Origin of the sequence: Acinetobacter sp. YH12072, assembly GCF_013419565.1 — a bacterium.
Lineage (GTDB): Bacteria > Pseudomonadota > Gammaproteobacteria > Pseudomonadales > Moraxellaceae > Acinetobacter.
On record NZ_VOZV01000002.1, the window covers coordinates 89,519 to 110,239 of the forward strand.

The window sequence follows — 20,721 nt, forward strand, 5'->3', positions numbered from 1 at the left end:
TATATTTAATTATATTCCAATAAATTTTAAGCTGAAATATGACAGTAAATATGACAAAAACCTGTCATTTTTAACCAATCTTTCAGCCAAAGTAATTTTCCTTATTGCTTAAACTATAAACTTTTGGCCAATGTCCCTGCAAAACGCCCACAACCGGATTCATTTGTCTTATAATTTAGCCCGCTAGCTAACAGCCCGCTCAAGAGATATTTGTATGACAACTATTATCAAGCAAGATGACTTGATCACATCGGTTAAAGATGCGCTTCAGTTCATTTCTTACTATCATCCACAAGACTTCATCCAAGCGATGAGCCGTGCGTACGACCGTGAAGAGAACAAAGCTGCGAAAGATGCGATCGCGCAAATCTTAATTAACTCACGCATGTGTGCAGAAGGCCACCGCCCTATCTGCCAGGATACTGGTATCGTCAACGTATTTGTTGAAGTGGGCATGGACGTTAAATTTGATTTAACCATGAGCCTGGACAATGCGATCAACGAAGGTGTACGTCAAGGTTATCTTGAAAACTCTAACGTACTTCGTGCATCTGTACTGGCTGACCCTGCTTTTGGCCGTAAGAACACCAAAGACAACACGCCTGCTGTGATCTATCACAAACTTGTTCCAGGTAACAAAGTAGACATCACTGTTGCTGCTAAGGGTGGCGGTTCAGAAAACAAATCTAAACTGGCAATGTTGAACCCGTCTGACTCAATCGTGGACTGGGTATTAAAAACTGTTCCAACTATGGGTGCAGGCTGGTGTCCTCCTGGTATGCTGGGTATCGGTATTGGTGGTACTGCTGAAAAAGCCATGATGCTTGCAAAAGAAGCATTGATGGAAGAGATCAACATGGACGAATTGCTTCGTCGTGGCCCACAAAACAAACTTGAAGAACTTCGTATCGAAATCTTCGAGAAAGTAAACGCATTGGGCATTGGTGCTCAAGGTCTTGGTGGTTTAACCACTGTTCTAGACATCAAGATCAAAGATTACCCTTGTCACGCTGCGGGCAAACCAGTCGGCATGATCCCGAACTGTGCTGCAACCCGTCACGCACACTTCACACTTGATGGTTCAGGCGTTGCACATATTCAAGCACCAAGCCTTGAAGACTACCCATCAGTCACTTGGGATTCTTCATCTTCTAAACGTGTTGACCTAGACAACATCACTCAAGAAGAAATGAACTCTTGGAAACCAGGTGATACGCTGCTTCTAAACGGTACAATCTATACTGGCCGTGATGCTGCACACAAACGTATGGTAGACATGCTGAACAACGGTGAAGAACTCCCTGTTGATCTAAAAGGCAAATTCATCTACTACGTAGGTCCTGTTGATCCAGTGGGTGACGAAGTTGTAGGTCCTGCAGGTCCAACAACTGCAACTCGTATGGATAAATTCACTCGTCAGGTATTAGAAGCAACTGGTCTTTATGGCATGATCGGTAAAGCGGACCGTGGTCCTGCTGCTGTTGAAGCAATTAAAGACAACAAAGCGACTTACCTCATGGCGGTTGGTGGTGCTGCATACCTCGTATCTAAAGCAATCCGTGAAGCTGAAGTGGTTGCATTTGCTGATTTGGGCATGGAAGCGATCTACAAGTTTGTAGTGAAAGATATGCCTGTATCTGTAGCAGTTGACGTAAATGGTACATCTGTACACGCGACTGCTCCAAAAATCTGGCAAGCAAAAATTGGCAAAATTCCAGTAGTTGACGCTGCTGCGGGTTAATTTAAGCTATATAAAAAAGCACCCTTAATGGGTGCTTTTTTATTGGAATTTTAAAATTAATTACCAGGTTCTTGGATCCCAGAGTTTAAACGGTGTGGTTAACTGTACATCTGTAGATGGATCATATTCAGTTGCCTTAATTTTCTGAGCTTTCTTGCGGATTTTCCCAGTTTCCTGATCCTGTGCAAAAAAGTTAAAACTGTCCGATTTTAACTGGGTAAAAGCAATTTCATTGAGGCCCACACTGCTCGGCATCAGCATCAGAGGTCCCGGAACACTACGACGGGTGCTTAGATTTTCTTCATCATACTTAATAAAATAGGATTGACCCGCTTCTACGGTAAAGTCCAGATATTTAGGTTTCTGGAAGTGCAAAGCACCTAAAGGACGGCTGGTACTCAAGCGATAAGTGCCTGCAGGTAACTCAATCCAGTAATGATGATTATGCAATAAACTCGGAATACGATGCTGATTGATAAATAGGCTGGCAGCGACAATTTCCTGACGGTTCCATTTGGAATCCGGGCGGTATAAATAAACAATTGCTGCATCCTCATGCTGAGGTTTAACTGCCTGAAAATGATTGCCCTGTTTCTGGTTGACCCAGCCGCCAATTGTAAACATCCCCACCCGATGCTGTTCGACGAAGCCTGGTTTTTTTTCAAGATCAATATTTTTTAAAGTGCTGAGTGGCTGTGTAGGCTCAACTACGGCTTTTTTACCGTGACAACCCATCAGCGCCAAACTGCCGATGAGCACCATTGCGACTCCACGCATGCTTATCCCTCACTGCGTCTTTATTCTTGTATGCAAGTGCTTTGCGATATATTTTTATAGCTTTCGGCGTCCACGCCTAGATGTTGAGATTAGCATCTGCTTTTATCTTTTGGAAATAAAAAACGTGCGAAAACACGGGGTTTTCGCACGTTTCTGACGAATAGCAATCAAGCAGATTTGCTATTCACCACCTTTAAATCAACTTTTGCCGCTGTTTCTGGCTCGTCATGTGGTTGACGTTCAGCACGAAATTCTGGTGCAGCTTCACCATTAATGACAGCTTCATTCACCACCACGGTGCCTACATCGCTACGACTCGGCAGGTCATACATGGTTTCTAGCAATGAATTTTCCAGAATTGAACGCAGGCCACGCGCACCAGTATTACGTTCCAGTGCTTTTTTCGCAACGGCACGTAGTGCTGAATCTTCAAAGACCAAGTCCACATTTTCCATCTCAAACAAATGTTTATATTGACGAGTTAATGCATTCTTCGGCTCAGTCAGAATCTGCATTAAAGCTTCTTCATCGAGCTCATCCAAAGTCGCAATCACGGGTAAACGACCAATGAATTCTGGAATCAGACCAAATTTCACCAAGTCAGTCGCTTCGACCTGACGGAACAATTCAGACAACTTTTTGCTTTCGTCTTTATTACGGACTTCTGCAGTAAAGCCAATACCACCTTTCTCCTGACGCTGCTGTACGATTTTCTCAAGACCTGAGAATGCACCGCCACAGATGAACAGGATATTCGAGGTATCAATCTGAATGAATTCCTGCTGCGGGTGCTTACGACCACCTTGTGGTGGAATTGAAGCAACCGTACCTTCGATCATTTTCAGCAAGGCTTGCTGTACGCCTTCACCTGATACATCACGAGTAATGGATGGGTTTTCAGATTTACGGGTAATCTTGTCGATTTCATCGATATAGATAATGCCCTTTTGCGCTTTTTCGACATCGTAATCAGCTTTTTGCAAAAGCTTTTGTACAATGTTTTCAACATCTTCACCCACATAACCCGCTTCAGTTAGGGTTGTTGCATCTGCCATGGCAAATGGAACGTCCAGAAGACGGGCAAGGGTTTGTGCCAGCAAGGTTTTACCTGAACCGGTCGGACCGACCAGCAGGATATTACTTTTGGCAATTTCAACGGAATCATCTGCTTTCTTACCATTGGTCTGTACTTTCAGACGTTTGTAATGGTTGTATACGGCCACAGATAATGTCTTTTTCGCTACGTCCTGACCAATCACATATTGATCGAGCGCCGCACGGATTTCATGCGGTTTCGGTAAAGGACGGTTCGCCCAGTCATTGGTTTCGACCTGTTGACTGGTTTGAACCAAATCTAAGCATACGTCCACACATTCATTACAAATGTATGCGTCCTCGCCTGCAATCAGCTTTCCGACTTCAGACTGCGTTTTACCGCAAAATGAACAATGCTTTTGTCCTTGAGGATGTTCGGACATATTTACTCCAATATCTCAATCTCTAAAACTTATGGACGTTTCGTTAGAACTTCATCCACAAGACCGTATTCTTTCGCTTGCTGAGCAGTCATGAAGTTGTCACGGTCTGTATCGCGTGCCACTTTTTCATAGTCCTGACCGCTATGTTCAGCCATTAAACGGTTTAAACGTTCTTTAATGAACAGAATTTCACGTGCGTGAATTTCAATATCTGATGCCTGGCCTTTGAAACCACCCAAAGGCTGGTGAATCATGACACGTGCATTTTCAAGGCAGTAACGTTTACCTTTAGTCCCTGCATTGAGCAGGAATGCACCCATTGATGCTGCCTGACCCATACAATAAGTCACAACATCCGGTTTAATAAACTGCATGGTATCGTAGATCGCCATGCCAGCAGTCACCGAACCACCCGGTGAGTTGATATATAAATGAATATCTTTATCTGGGTTCTCAGCTTCTAAAAACAACATTTGCGCAACGATCAGGTTGGCCATATTGTCTTCAACTTCACCTGTCAGAAAAATTACCCGCTCACGTAAAAGGCGTGAATAAATATCAAAAGAACGCTCACCACGAGAGGATTGTTCTACCACCATTGGCACTAAAGCGTTTTCAATCGTTGGAACATACATAGGTTTATTTATTCCTAAATTTTTGTGACTTAATCCATAATCACAATATGAGGGATAATCAATGAAATTGCAAAATAATCGCGAATAATTCCATCATATTTTTTGCATTAGTTTTGTGAAAATCAGATATGTCAAGAAATTACTAATATGAAAAAAGGCGCACGAAGCGCCTTTTTATGGAAAGCTTGAATTAGCCTTGTTGACGAGCTTGTTGCTCTTTCAATAAGTCTTCATAGCTTACAGTCGCATCAGTCACTTTAGCAGATGCCAGGATGTGATCAACAACTTGATCTTCAAGTACAACTGCTTCGATTTGAGCACGTTGTTGCTTGTCATTTTTGAAGTATTCAATCACTTCGTTTGGATCTTCGTAAGAAGAAGCCATGTCTTCGATATAAGCTTCAACGCGCGCTTGATCTACTTCGATTTTCGCATCAGCAAGAATACGGCTTACCAATACGCCAAGTTTAACTGATTTCTCAGCTTGTTCTTTAAACAGGTCATCTGGAAGCATGCTTGAATCAAATGCTTTCGCGCCTTGAGCACCGAACTGTTGAGTGAACTGCTGGATCATTTGTTGACGTTGACGGTCAATTTCTTGAGCAAGCATGGCAGATGGAAGTTCAACTTCGTTTGCAGCTACAAGTGCATCGAAAGTTGCGCCTTTAACCTGGTTACGCAGGCCGTTTTTCACTTCACGTTCCATGTTTTTACGAACGTCAGCTTTCAGTTTTTCAACGCCATCTTCTTCAGAAATACCGAAGATTTTCAGGAATTCAGCATCAATTTCTGGAAGTTTTTGTTTTTCAACAAGTTTCACATTGATTTTGAATTGAGCTTGTTTACCAGCAAGGTTTTCAGCTTGGTAATCTTCAGGGAAAGTAACATCGATCACTTTCTCTTCGCCTTTCTTCATACCGATGATGCCATCTTCGAAGCCAGGGATCATACGACCAGAACCTAAAACAAGTTTAAAGTCTTGCGCAGCGCCGCCTTCAAATTTTTCGCCATCAACAGTACCTTCGAAGTCGAAAGTTACTTGCATGTCTTTTTTAGCCATGCCTTTAGTTTCAGCCCAAGAAGCGCGTTGTTTTTGAAGATTTTCAATCATCTTCTCAACGTCTTTATCATTTACTTCAGACGCTTTACGTTCAACTTCCAGACCTTCGAATTTCACTTCAACTTCTGGATAAACTTCAACAGTCGCTTCATAAACTAAAGCATCATCTTTCATTTCAGTTTTTTCGATGTTTGGCATACCAACAGCGTTGATTTTTTCTTGTTGGATTGCTTCGAAAACTGTGTCGCGAATGATGTCGTTGACAACTTCTTGGTAGATACCAGCGCCGTATTCACGACGAACTACGTTTACAGGTACTTTACCTGGACGGAAGCCGTTGATCTTCGCAGTTTTAGCAGTGCGTTTTAAACGAGCTTCAAATTGCTCATTAATACGGCTCGTCGGTACAGAAACATTTAAACGACGGGCAACGCCCGAAACCGCTTCAGAAGTTACTTGCATGGCTTCCTCTATATATTTGGTAATAACAGGTTTATAAAAATGTGCCACATTATATGACAACATTTGCAGATATACAAAACACAATACTTGAATCGTCTTTATTGATGCTGTAATAATCAAATTTATTCAGTCAAATTCATTTTTCTTTGATTAAATATCCCTTCCCTCAAATAAGAGTAGATATATTGATTACTCAAACTGGACGGATCATCTCATTCATCGGCATTTATGGATTTTTATAGGACTTTTAGTAAACTTTTCTTTATCTTTTCTTCAAAATTTTTAAACTCTAATAATCTCAATAAAAGTAACGATAATAATCTATTAATCAGATCTATTTTAAATACATTAACTTAGAAACATTTTGATACACTATCACATTGATCAAACCAATTAATACAATCCTTAAAATCGTCATTTCCTATCGGCAAGTAATTCTTAATTTAAATAAGAATTATTATTATTCGCATACATAAATTTTATGCTTTTTTCGGGTTCCCACATGTCGTTTATCAAATCACGTAAAAAACTCGTTTCATCGGCGATTGCCTCTTCCCTCTCGATTGTAACCGTAAATGCTGTGGCTGATGAAAATGTGGTCAAGCTCGAAACTATTCATCAAGAAGTTAAAGCTGAACAGACACCAAGTTTAAAAGTAGATAATTCCGCAAATAAGAAATTTGTTGCACCTTTACTGGATACACCTAAATCTGTATCAGTCATTTCTAAGCAACTGATTGAAGACACTCAAGTCACTACACTTTCTGATGCTTTACGTACTGTACCTGGTATTACTTTGGGTGCGGGTGAAGGTGGCAACCCGAATGGCGATCGTCCATTTATTCGTGGTTATAACTCTGAAAGCTCAATGTATGTAGATGGAGTTCGTAGCGCGACTTCACAAAACCGTGAAATGTTTGCGGTCGAACAGGTTGAAGTGACCAAAGGCTCTTCTTCTGCAATGGGCGGTGCCGGTACGACTGGCGGTAGCATCAACATGATCTCTAAGGTTGCTAAAGCTGGTGATTCTTTAGAAGGTTCCATTGCACAAGGTACCGATAATTACCAGCGCATCACTTTAGATGGCAACAAAGATTTCGGTAATGGCATTGCAGCGCGTATTGCTGTGATGGGTCATCAAAATGAAAAAGCAGGTCAGAAAGACGGTGCTGAATATAAACGTGCAGGTATTGCACCAAGTATCAGTTTTGGTCTGGATACCCCTACTCGTGGGACTTTAAGCTATTACTACTTAAAATCTGATGATACGCCTGATGCTGGTGTTCCATATAATTATGACAAAGATAAAAAAGCGACTGTCGGTAAACCTATCGATGTTAAACAAGGCATCTACTATGGTTTATTAAATCGTGATTTCCAGAAACAAGAAAATCAGATTGGTACACTTAAATTAGAACATGATCTGACTGATGATTTGACTTTGAGTAATACTGCTATTTATAGCAAGTCAAAAAATGATTATCTATGGACGCAGCCTGATGACTCAAAAGGTAACGTACTCAATGATAAAGTATGGCGTCGTATTAACTCACGGATTACAGATACAGAAACCTTTAGCGATCAACTTTCTTTAGCAGGTAAGTTTAATACCGGTGCTCTAAAGCATAGCTTTAATACAGGTGTTGAATACTCTAAACAAGAATCTGATAAAGGTAACTATTCAACCACCTACCCTGGCTACCCTGATAGCACGACAGGTGGATTTAACAGTGATTGTGCAAATAATGATGCATGGTGTACTTCTTTAACCAATCCAAACTCACGTGATCAATGGTTAGGTGCTCGTACAGCCAACAGAGCTACCACGACCACTACCACAGAAACAGCTTCTATTTATTTACTGGATAACATTGAACTCAATCCGCAATGGTTATTGGACTTAGGATTGCGTTGGGATGACTTTGATACCAAGCAAAAAACCAATGCTTCAGGTGAAACCATTTCAAGTGACGCTGATTTCTTCACTTACCAGGCAGGTCTTACTTTTAAACCGCGTGAAAATGGATCTATTTACACAAGCTTCGCTACTTCAGCCAACCCTGTAGGTGTTGACTCAGGTGATGGTTCAGAAGGTATTGCAGAAAATTATAGCAATCTCGATCCTGAAGAAAGCCGCACATTTGAAATTGGTACGAAATGGGATCTATTTAATGACAAATTGAATTTGACTGCTGCAATTTTCCGTACTGAAAAACAGAATGCTCGAGTTCAGTTAACACCGACTACTTATGCTAACGTTGGTGAAAGTAAGGTAGATGGCTTTGAGCTTGGTTTAAACGGTAATCTTACTGATAAATGGGCAGTCTCTGCGGGCTATACATACCTAGACAGTGAAGCTGTTGATAATGGAAAAAAATGTAGCGGTCGACCAACTGTATGTACAAATGAAGATAGTCCATACAATGGAAATAAAATGCCTAACGTTGCGAAAAACTCAGCCACACTTTGGACGACTTATGATCTAACCCCTGCGTTAACAATCGGTGCGGGTGCAGTTGCGATGGACAAAGTGTATGGTGACCTAGCGAATACTAAATATGTTCCAGGTTATGTACGCTATGATGCCATGGCACGTTATAACGTAAATCAAAATGTTGACCTGCAGTTAAATGTAAATAACTTATCTGATGAACGTTATTTCACTAAAGCTTATGCATCTCACTATGCAACTGAAGCAGAAGGCCGTAACGCAGTTCTTTCTCTGAACTTTAAATACTAAGTTTTAGCTTCTTCCCTCATCAAAAAATAGCCTCATTCGTGAGGCTATTTTTATTTTCTGAAAGATATAAAACTTTAAATCTAGATTTAGTTGTATTTATAAACCTTTTGATAAAAAGCTTTAAATAGAAAATAATTACATTTTTTAATCTTAGGTAAAAAACTGAAAAATAAGTTTATTTTGAAATTTTTCTTAATAGAAATCCCAGATTAAAGTTTGAATATTAAACAGTAATTTCATCCATAAATTCATAAGAATGATTTAATTAAATATTGTTAATGATAATTATTATCACTACAATTCGCAAAATTGTTAAAGGCCATAACAATAACTCCATAATTGCTGCTATTTGATGAACTCGAGCATATCAAGGTGGTAAGGGAAATATTATTCAATTCAGGAATTCTGTCACATGGCGCATATCAAAAGCCGAAAACATCATTACAAGACTTCATTGGTCGCACTTGCTGCAACTTTGCCACTGATCACTCATGCAGATAACATCACCAATGAAGGCGTTATTCAGCTTCCAGAAATTACAGTTAAGAATAAAACTGCAAATGAATATAAAGTAGATCAATTGAGTTCTGCTAAATCTAGCCAAGCTTTAGTAGATACGCCTCAGACTGTTTCGATTATCAACAAAAACTTATTAAAAGAACAAGGTGCAACCACCCTGGTTGAAGCCTTACGTAATACGCCAGGAATTACCCTACAACTCGGTGAAAATGGTAATACCAGTGCTGGCGATGCCTTCCAGATGCGCGGCTTTTCAACTCAAAGCTCCACCTATCTGGATGGCATTCGTGACCTCGGCGCTGTAAGTCGTGATGTGTTTAACCTGGAACAGGTGGAAGTCGTAAAAGGCCCTGCGGGTGCCGAAGGTGGGCGTGGTACGGCGTCTGGTTATGTGAATCTGGTCAGCAAATTGCCTCATTTGGAAAACAGTCGTGAAGTCTCTGCCACCTACAATACGGCTGAACATACGCGTCTTGCCACTGACATTAATCAGGCGATCAATGACAGCGTTGCTGTCCGTTTAAATGCAATGGGTCAAGATGGCGGTGTAGAAGGCCGCGACTTTATCCAGAATCAAGGCTGGGCTGTTGCCCCTTCTATCGTCTTTGGTCTGGATAGTGATACTCGCCTGTATCTTTATTCCCAGCATATCCGCCAACGTAACATTCCGGATGGCGGTATTCCAACGATTGGCATGAAAGGTTTCTGGAATGCTGACCCACTGATTGCCAGTGCACCTAAAGTAGACCGTGAAAATTATTATGGCCATACCGATGACCATGAAGATGTTGATGCTGACATGTATACAGCCAAAATCGAAAGTGACTGGTCTGAAAATCTGAAATTTACCAATATTACCCGTCTGGGCAATACCCATATGCAGCGTACTTTGACGGGGATTAATAGCCTTTCAAGAAATGACTCTATCAATCCTCAAGACTGGACAGTAAGCCGTTCACGCCAGGGTGTCGATCAGGAAAATAAAATTCTGGCTAATCAGAGCACGGTGAACTGGAATGTCAAAACCGGTTCAGTGGAGCATGATCTGGTCGCTGGTGTAGAACTATTAAAAGAGCAGCAACATTCCAGAACACTGGCCACACAAATGCCGGGACAGCCAAGCAACACCACACCACCCGCGAATCTATACAATCCTGACCGTCACCAGAATCTGCCTGATCCTGTGTATACGGGCGCTTATTCAAATGGTGAAACCCAGACGGCGGCTGCTTATCTTTTTGATACGCTCAAGTTTGGTGAACGTTTTCAACTCAATGGTGGCGTCCGTGTCGATTATTACGATACCAATTACGATGCACTAGGTTACTCAACCGACAGTACGACACTAGCAGTAACTGAAACCAAAACAGATTTAAAAGCCCATGACACTTTATTCAGCTGGAAGCTCGGTGGTTTATATAAGCCAACCGCCTACAGCAGTGTCTATGCATCTTATGCCAAATCCCTGACACCGCCGGGTAGCAGTAACTTTAGCCTTTCATCCACAGGAATAAACAGCTCAGCCGCAGACCCTCAAGAAACTCATCATTATGAAATTGGCACCAAATGGGATTTACTGGAGGGTAACCTGGCTTTAAATGCTGCGGTATACCATACTGAAAATGAAAACCAGTTTACTCAAGACCCGATCACCCGCGAGTCTATTCAGGAAGGTAAAACTGTTGTTAAGGGAGTCGAGCTGGGTGCTGTCGGTAAAATTACCGATGCCTGGAATATTTCAGCTGGCGTAGCCCATATGAAAACCGAGCAAAAAGACCAGTTCAGTGTCAACTCCAACACGGGTGTAGTGACCCAGACCAATAGTGTACGTTGGTCACCTGAATGGACCGCTTCTTTATGGACGACCTATAACATTGCTGGTTTAAAACTGGGCTTGGGCGCACGTTATGTGGATGAGCAAAAACGTGTGATTACCGATAGTACTGCAGCAGCGAATATGCCAAGTATTCCAAGCTATGTGGTATTTGATGCTATGGCCGGTTATACCTTTAATGACCAAACTTCCTTAAACCTGAATGTTTATAATCTGGCAGATAAAGAGTACATCAGCACGCTGAATAATGGAGGTGGCCGTGTGATCTTAGGCCAACCACGTTCAGCAGCTTTAACCCTGAACTATAAATTTTAATTCAGCTTTTATCTCTATCTATCAATATCGTGTATTCTCTTGAATGCACGATATTTTCAATTGCAGGAATGCTTTTAAAATGATGTTACATATCCCGGCAGTATTAAGTAAAGCACAAGTTGCCGAACTGAGACAGCAATTGGATCGCTCAGAACACTGGATGAATGGGCAACTCAGTGCGGGGAGTCAGGCACAGAAAATCAAAAAGAACCTACAACTAGATTCTTCTTCTGTCTTGTATCAGCAGATTAGCCCTATCATTTTACAGGAGCTTAAAAGTCATCATTTAATTACCTCTGCTGCCCTACCGAAACATATCCTGCCGCCCCTGTTTAACTGCTATCAGGATTCTGGCACCTATGGCAATCATGTCGATAATGCCATTCATTACTCCCCTCTACTCGGACAGGCCATTCGTACCGATGTGTCACTGACTTTATTTTTATCTGAAATCGATGAATATGAAGGTGGCGAGCTGATCGTTGAAGACCAGTATGGTTGCCATGAAGTGAAACTGGACGCTGGTGATGTGATTGTTTATCCATCGACCAGCCTGCATCGGGTTGAACCAGTGACTCATGGCAAACGTATTGCTGCCGTGACCTGGATTCAAAGTATGATCCGTGAAGATGCCAAACGCAGCATGCTGTTTGATCTGGATATGACGATTATGAAGCTACGCCAGCAGATTGGCGATACTGAAGAAGTCCTGCAGCTCACCCATCATTATCACAACCTGATTCGTCAGTGGGGTGATTTATAATGTCACGTGAACCAATGGCGCCATTAACCCAGATCCCGGCCTACCTACAAACCATCGCTGATTATGAGGTCGAAGCAGAAAAACATCTCTCCAGCATGGTCTGGGATTATCTGCAGGGTGGCTCCATGGATGAAGTCAGTGTCCGGGACAATTTACAGCAATTTCAGGATATTCAGCTTCTGCCGCGTATGCTGAAAGATCTGACCCAAGGCAGTACTGAACTTGAAATGTTCGGACAAAAATTTCCGCATCCAATTTTTCTGGCACCGATTGGACATCAGCAGCAGTTTCATCCTGAAGCCGAAGCCGCTTCTGCCCTCGCCGCAGAAGTGATGGGTAGTAATATGATTCTCAGTACTTTTACGAATACTGACATGCGCGCATTGAAACAGGACAATCCACGCAAATGGTTTCAGCTTTACTGGCAAGGGAATCGGGAAAAATCTCTAGCTTTGGTCAAAATGGCTGAGGCACACCATTATACGGCGCTAGTGATTACGGTAGATTCACCACATACTGGCATCCGCGATCGTGAACGTCGTGCGTTTTTTCATTTACCGGAAGGCATGCAACATCCGCATACGCCTACGCATATTCCCTTACCAGAATTAAAGGAAGGTGATCATCCTGTCTTTAACGGACTAATGAAAATTGCCCCAACTTGGGAAGACATAGTCTGGATCGTACAGCAAACCCATTTACCCGTGATTCTAAAAGGAATCGTACATCCTCAGGATGCCCAGCAGGCGATTCAGCATGGGGTAAAAGGTCTGATTATTTCCAATCATGGCGGTCGTGTGCTGGATACCTGCATTTCTCCTCTCATTGCCTTGCAGCTGATTAAAAAGGTGGTGCCAGCAGATTTTCCTCTGCTCTATGATGGCGGCATCCGTCGTGGATCGGATGTATTCAAGGCAATTGCCCTAGGTGCTTCTGCTGTCCTGATTGGCCGTCCTTATATTTATGGTCTGGCGACTGCCGGAGCTTTGGGCGTAGCGCATGTGATCAAAATCCTGAAAGAAGAATTTGAGATTACCATGGCCTTAATGGGAACAGCGACCGTGGCAGATATTCAACCGAGCTGTCTATTTAGGGGAATTGATTAATTAGGATTTAATTGAAAATAAAAATGAAAAATAAATTAGTTAAATATCTTACCCTTAACTCCTTGAAGCGTCTTTAAAGGCAATTCAACATAGCTTTATCTATCAATAGCTATTATCAATAAAAACCAAATAAGATCCATATTTAATCAATCTATATTAAAAACATGGTTTTAATTCTCAGTTCGCACTCTAGTCTATCTATTTTTTAAATTGATTAAATTTTGTTCATTGCCAATATCAATGCAAGAAGGATAGCAACGATAACAATAATAATTATTATTTGCGAATCCAAACTTAAAAATAAAAAAGAATGATTATGAGCTATATAAAATCTCGTAAAAAAATAGTTTCTTCAGCCATCGTTTCTTCCCTTTCTTTTGCATCTGCACACACGATTGCACAGGAAAATGTGGTGCAGCTTGAGACCATTCATCAGGAAGTACAAGCTGAACCCGTGCCGGGTCTAAAAGTCGATCAGTCAGCCAATAGCAAGTTTGTTGCGCCACTCCTGGACACGCCAAAGTCTGTGGTCGTGATTCCCCAACAACTGATTGAAGATACGCAGGTTACGACCTTAGCTGATGCTTTGCGTACCGTACCAGGTATTACTTTAGGCGCAGGTGAAGGCGGCAATCCGAATGGGGACCGGCCTTTTATTCGAGGCTATAACTCGGAAAGTTCGATGTACGTCGATGGCGTGCGAAATTCGACTTCACAAAACCGGGAAATGTTTGCCATTGAGCAGGTCGAAGTTACCAAAGGTTCTGCTTCTGCCATGGGCGGTGCGGGCACTACGGGTGGCAGTATTAATATGATCTCCAAAGTGGCGAAAAAGGGAGATGCGCTGGAAGGCTCTGTTGCGGGTGGTACAGATATGTATGCACGTATCACTCTGGATGCTAACAAGGACTTCGGCAATGGCATGGCGGCTCGTATCGCGGTCATGGGCCACCAGAATGAAAAAGCGGGTCAACATGACGGTGCTGAATATAAACGTGCTGGTATTGCACCCAGCTTCAGTTTTGGCCTGGACAGCGCAACCCGTGGAACTTTAAGTTATTACTATTTGAAAACTGATGATATTCCAGACTCCGGCGTTCCCTATAATAATCCATTTGGAGCCACCAATGCCAATGTCGCTTTAAATGGTAATGGGAAACCAATTGATGTCAAAGCTGGTCAATACTATGGCTGGAAAGATCGTGATTTCCAGAAACAGGAAAACCAGATTGGTACTTTAAAATTAGAACATGATTTGAATGACAATCTAACCCTGAGTAATACGGCGGTCTTTAACCGCTCTAAAAATGACTACCTCTGGACCAACCCCGATGATTCACGCGGGAACTTCATTTTGAATGGCAATGTCTGGGCACGGGCCAATTCACGTATCGCAAATACCGATACCTTTACTGACCTACTGGCTTTAACAGGCAAATTTGATACTGGTGCTATTCAACACAGCTTTAACCTGGGTGCAGAATATTCAGATCAGGATACTGAACGTACCCAATATATTATTAATGGTCTGAATGCTACTGGAAGTTCTTTTGCGGCCTGTGGTACCCCTACCAATGTGGCCTTAGGCTGGTGTACTTCTGTAGACAATCCAGACCGGGGTGCGTGGACGGGGACACTTAATACAGATGGTGCGGACCGTTATGATATCGAGACCAAATCAAAGTCGATCTACTTACTGGACAGTATCGAATTGCATCCGCAATGGATTCTTGATCTGGGTGTACGTTGGGATGATTATAAAACCCAGCAAACCTTGACCTATGGACGATTCAATAATGCGGTGACAGGCGCAAACAATACGCCGATTACCGCCGTTCCAGGTGATCAGCTTACCCTCGAAAATGAAGAAGACTTTTTTAACTATCAAGCAGGTCTGGTCTTTAAGCCAAGAGAAAATGGCAGTGTTTATATCAGCTATGCCACTTCCTCTAATCCGGTCGGTGTCGATGGCGGTGATGGCTCTGAAAGTATTAGCGCAGCCATTGAAAATTTAAAAGCTGAAAAAGTCCGCACCATGGAACTGGGAACTAAATGGGATCTTCTGGAAGATAAACTGAATCTGACGGCCGCCATTTTCCGTACTGAAAAGACCAATACCCGCTACACCGATGCTGATGGTACCACCCGTAATATTGGTGAGACCCGTGTCGATGGGATTGAGTTGGGTATCAATGGAAATGTCACCGAGAAATGGGCAATTTCCGCAGGCTATACCTATTTGGATAGTGAACTGATTGATGGCGGCTTTGAAAATATTGGAACTACAGCAGATCCCGTCTATGTACCAAGCTCGAACAATGGCAATCAGGTTCAGAATGTAGCAGAAAACAGCGCAACTCTATGGACGACCTATCAGATCATACCTCAACTAACATTGGGTGCCGGTGCTATGGCAATGGATAAAGTTTATGGCAATGCCGCCAATACCAAATTTGTTCCCGGTTATGTGCGTTACGATGCCATGGCACGTTATCAGGTGAACCCCAATGTGGATCTACAGCTAAATATCAATAACCTGTCCGATACACGTTATTTTACCAAAGCCTATTCTTCCCACTATGCCACTGAAGCAGAAGGCATCAGTGCCGTTTTAGGCCTGCATTTTAAATACTGATCTGAGCAATCTTCATGATATTAAGGGCTAGTCTGGATTCATCAAACTAGCCTTTATTTTTTGATATGAAAGATTTCATGTATGCATTGCTTAAGAACTTCCAACAAAGCTATTATATAAAGAAATATTTTAGCCTTATCGCTTAATTACAGGAAAATCCAACAAAATTAAAATAGATTATAAAAATATTTTTCCAATTAATAACTTTATAAGAAAATCTTTTTTAAGATACGACTAAAATCCATAGAAAAAGCAAAAACTTTTCACGTTTTCTGGACTAAAATTTAATTATAGGTTCACCATGCAGGTGTCTGGTTGATCCTGATGATCAAAACTTAAAAAATACAGGATTGATCTAATTTATCCTCACCTGCATGTAAACGAATATATAGACAAAATCTATGCTGTAGACCGAGCAACTGCTACACCAAGCGAGTATGCCAGGCTACCTAAGGAGCTCTCTCATGATGTTGGCTGATCCAAGTAAAAAATACCGTCGCATGTATCAACGTGTGGACTTACCAGACCGTCAATGGCCAAATAATGAAATTACTAAAGCGCCAATCTGGATGAGTACTGACCTGCGTGATGGTAACCAGGCGATCTTCGAGCCAATGAACATCGAGCAGAAGTTCAAAATGTTCCAGATGTTGGTAAAAATCGGTTTCAAACATATTGAAATCGGCTTCCCGTCTGCCTCTCAAATTGATTTCGACTTCACTCGTAAATTGATTGAAGAAGGTCATATTCCGGATGACGTCTACATCGAAGTATTGGTTCAGGCACGTGACCATTTAATTGCACGTACTTTTGAATCTTTACAAGGTGCGAAACGCGCAATCGTGCATATCTACAACTCTAACTCTCCAACCTTCCGTCAAAAAGTGTTGAACGTAGACGTTGAAGGTGCAAAACAGTTAGCGATAAATGCAGCGCAAAAAGTGAAAGAATACGCAGCAAAACAGCCTGAAACTGAATTTGTCTTCCAGTACAGTCCTGAATGTTTCTCTGCAACTGAATTAGAAGTTGCCAAAGATGTCTGCGACGCTGTGACTGAAATCTGGGAAGCATCTCCAGAAAACAAAGTGATCTTGAACTTGCCAGCCACTGTCGAAGTCTCTACACCAAACGTATATGCCGATCAGGTGGAATGGATGCACCGTAACATCGAGCGTCGTGACGGCGTGATCATTTCAGTTCACTGCCATAATGACCGTGGCTGTGGGATCGCAGCGTCTGAATTAGCAATTATGGCCGGTGCTGACCGTGTTGAAGGTTGTGTATTCGGTAATGGTGAGCGTACCGGTAACGTGGACGTAGCGGCAATTGCCTTGAACATGTATACCCAGGGTGTTGCACCAAACTTGGATTTCTCGAATATCAACGAAATCATTGCGACTGTTGAAGAATGTACGGGCTTGCCAGTCCACCCACGTCATCCATATGCGGGTGACTTGGTGTTCACAGCATTCTCTGGTTCACACCAGGATGCCATCAAAAAAGGTTTCGAATTCCAGAAAAACGAAGAAATCTGGGATATGCCGTACTTGCCGATCGATCCGAAAGACTTGGGCCGTGACTATGACGCTGTCATTCGCGTGAACTCACAGTCTGGTAAAGGTGGTATCGCTTACTTGTTAGAATCGAACTACAACGTGACCTTGCCACGTCGTTTACAGATCGAATTCTCGCAAATCGTACAGCAAAAAACCGATGAAGATGGTACTGAGATTTCCGCACAAGCGATCTGGAGCTTGTTCAAAGAGACGTATGTTGCCGCGAAAGATGCTCATTACTCTGCCAAAAACTACAAATTGTCAGATGAAAATGGCAATCAGGTGATTGAGTTGGATATTGAAGTCAATGGTGAAACTCAGCACTTGCGTGGTGAAGGTAACGGTCCGATCTCTGCGATCTTGGATGCATTACAATTGCCGATTGATGTCTTGAACTATGAAGAACGTAGCATCAGTTCAGGTGCACATGCCAAAGCCTTGGCATTGGTTGAACTTCAAGTAAAAGGCACAGGTAAATCTGCCTTTGGTGCGGGCGTGCATGACAACATCGTGACCTCTTCGATTGAAGCAATTATTGCATGTACCAACCGTCTGATCGATCAGGATGTGTTAAGCACTGAACAGGTGATTGCTGCTGCCGTCTAAATCCGGTATTTGAATTAGCAATAATTCATAGCATTAAAAAGACTTTAGAAGGATACCTGCAAATGGTATCCTTTTATTTATTCATACTAAAGATTTAAGGCGAATCATTCCCGTGTCTTTTCCAGCTGACTCAGTGGGCCTTGTTGTCCCACAAAAGTTCCAATTCGAACAGCCGTTAGAGCTTGAATGCGGTCGCATCCTCCCACGTTTTGAACTGATGGTAGAAACTTATGGCGAACTGAATGCCGATAAGTCCAATGCCATTTTGATCTGCCATGCCCTGTCTGGCCATCACCATGCTGCCGGTTATCATCATGAAGATGACAAAAAACCAGGCTGGTGGGATGCCTGTATTGGCCCGGGCAAGGCAATCGATACCAATAAATTCTTTGTGGTGGCGCTGAATAATATCGGCGGTTGTAATGGTTCTACTGGTCCTACCTCTCCTAATCCCGAAAATGATAACCGTCCATATGGTCCAGACTTTCCGCTAGTCACTGTGCGTGACTGGGTAAAAACACAGGCGATGCTGTCTGACCGTCTGGGGATTGATGTGTGGTATTCCATCATTGGCGGCTCACTCGGGGGCATGCAGGCCTTGCAATGGTCGGTAGATTATCCGGACCGTCTGCAAAAATGTGTGATTATTGCCAGCGCACCAAAACTGTCTGCACAAAATATTGCCTTTAACGAAGTCGCGCGTCAGTCGATTCTGTCAGATCCGGACTTCCATCATGGCCGTTATCTAGAAAATGACAGCTATCCAAAACGTGGCCTGATTCTGGCACGTATGGTCGGTCATATTACCTATCTGTCTGAAGAAGCCATGAAGCAGAAATTTGGCCGTGATTTAAAATCTGGCAAATTCATGTATGGCTTCGATGTAGAATTCCAGGTCGAAAGCTATCTGCGTTACCAGGGTGAACAGTTTAGCCGTAACTTTGATGCCAACACTTACCTGATCATGACCAAGGCACTGGACTACTTTGATCCTTCACGTGAATATCAGCAGTCACTGGTCAAAGCGATGGCACAAACCAAATGTAAGTTCCTGGTAGTTTCTTTCACGACCGATTGGCGTTTCTCGCCTTCACGTTCTGTTGAAATCGTGGATGCCCTCATTACCAATCATAAGCCGGTCAGCTATGTCGATATTGATGCTGAACAAGGCCATGACTCCTTCCTGTTCCCGATTCCCCTGTATGTAAAATCCTTGCGCGCCTTTCTAGGCGGTGAAGAACATCTGCGATCAACACCGAAGGAGGCTGTGTAATGCGTATTGACCAACAACTTGCTGAGAAATGGATCAAGCCCGGTTCACGTATCCTCGACCTCGGTTGTGGTGATGGCGAACTGCTGGCCCATATGAGCAAAAAGCACAATATTCGTGCATATGGATTAGAAATTGATCAAGAAAAGATTGCAATTGCGATCAGTCGCGGGTTAAATATCATCCAGCAGGACTTAAACCTCGGTTTAAGCCGTTTTGCTGACCAGTCTTTTGACTATGTGGTGATGGCACAGGCTTTGCAAGCTGTAGATGCACCAGACGTATTATTGCGTGACATGGTGCGTGTAGGGAAACAGGCCATTATTACCTTTCCAAACTTTGCGCACTGGAAGACTCGTTCTTTCTTGGCATTAAAAGGGAAAATGCCGGTTTCGGAAGCCTTACCCTATATGTGGTATAACACCCCGAACATTCACCTATGTACCTTCCGTGACTTTGAAGCATTATGCGCGGAAAACAACATAAAAATTATTAATCGACTCGCTGTGAATGGGAATCAAGAAGATAGTTTGCTCAGCAAACATCTCCCAAATCTGTTTGGTGAAGTCGCAATTTATCGAGTGAGCGCTCTATGAAAAAATTATTATTAAGTACGACGCTACTGGCTGGACTTTTTGGCATGCAGGCCCATGCCGATTACGTTGCACCAACGCCTTCTGTGGCCAGCCAAGCAGCGCAATATTCAGTAATGGACATTCATAGTCTGACTAAAGCGGCTAAAGCAGGTCAGCCTGGTGCACAATTTTATTTAGCAACCAAATACCAGTATGGTAAAGACATTCAGAAAGATGAACGTCAGGCTTTTGCCTGGTATAAAGCAGCAGCAGATCAAGGTCTGGCAGTTGCTCAATTGAATGTTGGCCGTATGCTGGCAGATGGTATTGGCACCAAGAAAGATGAAACACTGGCTCGCCAGTACTTTGAAAAAGCAGCCAGCCGCGGTGATAATCGTGCCAGCTTTAACCTGGCGATGATGGAAGAGAAAAAGAAAAACTATATGGGTGCTTATCAGTGGTATGAACTCTCTACCCGTGACGGCATGCTGGACAATAAAGTGATTACTTTATCTGAAGGCAAAAAAACTGCATTGGCAGCCAACTTGACCCAGGAACAGATCCGTCAAGCACGTGATCGTGCAGACCGTTGGATTCAGGCACAATAAGCTGGATCTGCAAAAGAGCGCCTTCGGGTGCTTTTTTTATG

Annotated in this window: 14 protein-coding genes; 10 read left to right on the plus strand and 4 right to left on the minus strand. The window is 42.7% G+C overall.

What is annotated here, in order from left to right:
- The first annotated feature begins 214 nt into the window (after positions 1 to 214).
- On the plus strand, positions 215 to 1,741 hold the full coding sequence (locus FTU19_RS01615; RefSeq protein ID WP_180129979.1) for a fumarate hydratase: 1,527 nt from the start codon (positions 215 to 217) through the stop codon (positions 1,739 to 1,741).
- A gap of 60 nt (positions 1,742 to 1,801) precedes the next feature.
- Here FTU19_RS01615 and FTU19_RS01620 read toward each other — a convergent pair whose 3' ends face one another.
- The 4 genes from FTU19_RS01620 to tig all read right to left on the minus strand — a co-directional run bounded on the left by FTU19_RS01620 (position 1,802) and on the right by tig (position 6,153).
- Positions 1,802 to 2,518 (minus strand): DUF2846 domain-containing protein, encoded by a 717-nt coding sequence (locus FTU19_RS01620; protein WP_004781989.1) that lies wholly within the window; start codon positions 2,516 to 2,518, stop codon positions 1,802 to 1,804.
- Between the two features lie 167 nt (positions 2,519 to 2,685).
- A complete protein-coding gene (gene clpX / locus FTU19_RS01625) occupies positions 2,686 to 3,996 on the minus strand; it encodes an ATP-dependent protease ATP-binding subunit ClpX (protein WP_004781987.1) in 1,311 nt (436 codons plus the stop codon).
- A gap of 29 nt (positions 3,997 to 4,025) precedes the next feature.
- Entirely contained in the window at positions 4,026 to 4,631 is a 606-nt protein-coding gene (gene clpP / locus FTU19_RS01630; protein WP_004781985.1) for an ATP-dependent Clp endopeptidase proteolytic subunit ClpP, read from the minus strand.
- Between the two features lie 190 nt (positions 4,632 to 4,821).
- Positions 4,822 to 6,153: a trigger factor gene (gene tig, locus FTU19_RS01635; protein ID WP_180025107.1), complete on the minus strand. Its 1,332-nt coding sequence runs from the start codon at positions 6,151 to 6,153 to the stop codon at positions 4,822 to 4,824.
- Between the two features lie 502 nt (positions 6,154 to 6,655).
- Between tig and FTU19_RS01640 the strand changes: the two genes are divergently transcribed.
- From FTU19_RS01640 to FTU19_RS01680, 9 genes are all read left to right on the plus strand, one after another.
- Positions 6,656 to 8,893 (plus strand): TonB-dependent siderophore receptor, encoded by a 2,238-nt coding sequence (locus FTU19_RS01640; RefSeq protein WP_180025106.1) that lies wholly within the window; start codon positions 6,656 to 6,658, stop codon positions 8,891 to 8,893.
- Positions 8,894 to 9,305: 412 nt separating this feature from the next.
- The gene (locus tag FTU19_RS01645) at positions 9,306 to 11,561 is read left to right on the plus strand and encodes a catecholate siderophore receptor Fiu (RefSeq protein ID WP_180025105.1); all 2,256 of its coding nucleotides are present in this window, start codon (positions 9,306 to 9,308) and stop codon (positions 11,559 to 11,561) included.
- Positions 11,562 to 11,640: 79 nt separating this feature from the next.
- Positions 11,641 to 12,324 (plus strand): Fe2+-dependent dioxygenase, encoded by a 684-nt coding sequence (locus tag FTU19_RS01650; protein WP_180010896.1) that lies wholly within the window; start codon positions 11,641 to 11,643, stop codon positions 12,322 to 12,324.
- The gene (locus FTU19_RS01655; protein WP_180010898.1) at positions 12,324 to 13,430 is read left to right on the plus strand and encodes an alpha-hydroxy acid oxidase; all 1,107 of its coding nucleotides are present in this window, start codon (positions 12,324 to 12,326) and stop codon (positions 13,428 to 13,430) included. The genes FTU19_RS01650 and FTU19_RS01655 overlap by 1 nt, the downstream gene beginning before the upstream one ends.
- Positions 13,431 to 13,746: 316 nt before the next feature.
- Entirely contained in the window at positions 13,747 to 16,065 is a 2,319-nt protein-coding gene (locus FTU19_RS01660) for a TonB-dependent siderophore receptor (protein WP_180025104.1), read from the plus strand.
- Between the two features lie 464 nt (positions 16,066 to 16,529).
- Complete coding sequence (leuA, locus tag FTU19_RS01665) at positions 16,530 to 18,227, plus strand: 2-isopropylmalate synthase (RefSeq protein WP_034704399.1); 1,698 nt, start codon at positions 16,530 to 16,532, stop codon at positions 18,225 to 18,227.
- Between the two features lie 112 nt (positions 18,228 to 18,339).
- Entirely contained in the window at positions 18,340 to 19,500 is a 1,161-nt protein-coding gene (locus FTU19_RS01670) for a homoserine O-acetyltransferase (RefSeq protein ID WP_034704397.1), read from the plus strand.
- The gene (metW, locus tag FTU19_RS01675) at positions 19,500 to 20,093 is read left to right on the plus strand and encodes a methionine biosynthesis protein MetW (RefSeq protein ID WP_004781976.1); all 594 of its coding nucleotides are present in this window, start codon (positions 19,500 to 19,502) and stop codon (positions 20,091 to 20,093) included. Before FTU19_RS01670 ends, metW begins: the two co-directional genes overlap by 1 nt.
- On the plus strand, positions 20,090 to 20,680 hold the full coding sequence (locus tag FTU19_RS01680; protein WP_166136288.1) for a tetratricopeptide repeat protein: 591 nt from the start codon (positions 20,090 to 20,092) through the stop codon (positions 20,678 to 20,680). Before metW ends, FTU19_RS01680 begins: the two co-directional genes overlap by 4 nt.
- Positions 20,681 to 20,721: the final 41 nt, after the last annotated feature.

Coding starts and splice junctions, on each gene's coding strand:
- FTU19_RS01615 (WP_180129979.1), top strand. CDS start 215: ATGACAACTATTATCAAGCAAGATGACTTGATCACATCGGTTAAAGAT.
- FTU19_RS01655 (WP_180010898.1), top strand. CDS start 12,324: ATGTCACGTGAACCAATGGCGCCATTAACCCAGATCCCGGCCTACCTA.
- FTU19_RS01660 (WP_180025104.1), top strand. CDS start 13,747: ATGAGCTATATAAAATCTCGTAAAAAAATAGTTTCTTCAGCCATCGTT.
- clpP (WP_004781985.1), bottom strand. CDS start 4,631: ATGTATGTTCCAACGATTGAAAACGCTTTAGTGCCAATGGTGGTAGAA.
- FTU19_RS01640 (WP_180025106.1), top strand. CDS start 6,656: ATGTCGTTTATCAAATCACGTAAAAAACTCGTTTCATCGGCGATTGCC.
- leuA (WP_034704399.1), top strand. CDS start 16,530: ATGATGTTGGCTGATCCAAGTAAAAAATACCGTCGCATGTATCAACGT.
- FTU19_RS01620 (WP_004781989.1), bottom strand. CDS start 2,518: ATGCGTGGAGTCGCAATGGTGCTCATCGGCAGTTTGGCGCTGATGGGT.
- FTU19_RS01645 (WP_180025105.1), top strand. CDS start 9,306: ATGGCGCATATCAAAAGCCGAAAACATCATTACAAGACTTCATTGGTC.
- tig (WP_180025107.1), bottom strand. CDS start 6,153: ATGCAAGTAACTTCTGAAGCGGTTTCGGGCGTTGCCCGTCGTTTAAAT.
- FTU19_RS01680 (WP_166136288.1), top strand. CDS start 20,090: ATGAAAAAATTATTATTAAGTACGACGCTACTGGCTGGACTTTTTGGC.
- clpX (WP_004781987.1), bottom strand. CDS start 3,996: ATGTCCGAACATCCTCAAGGACAAAAGCATTGTTCATTTTGCGGTAAA.
- metW (WP_004781976.1), top strand. CDS start 19,500: ATGCGTATTGACCAACAACTTGCTGAGAAATGGATCAAGCCCGGTTCA.
- FTU19_RS01650 (WP_180010896.1), top strand. CDS start 11,641: ATGATGTTACATATCCCGGCAGTATTAAGTAAAGCACAAGTTGCCGAA.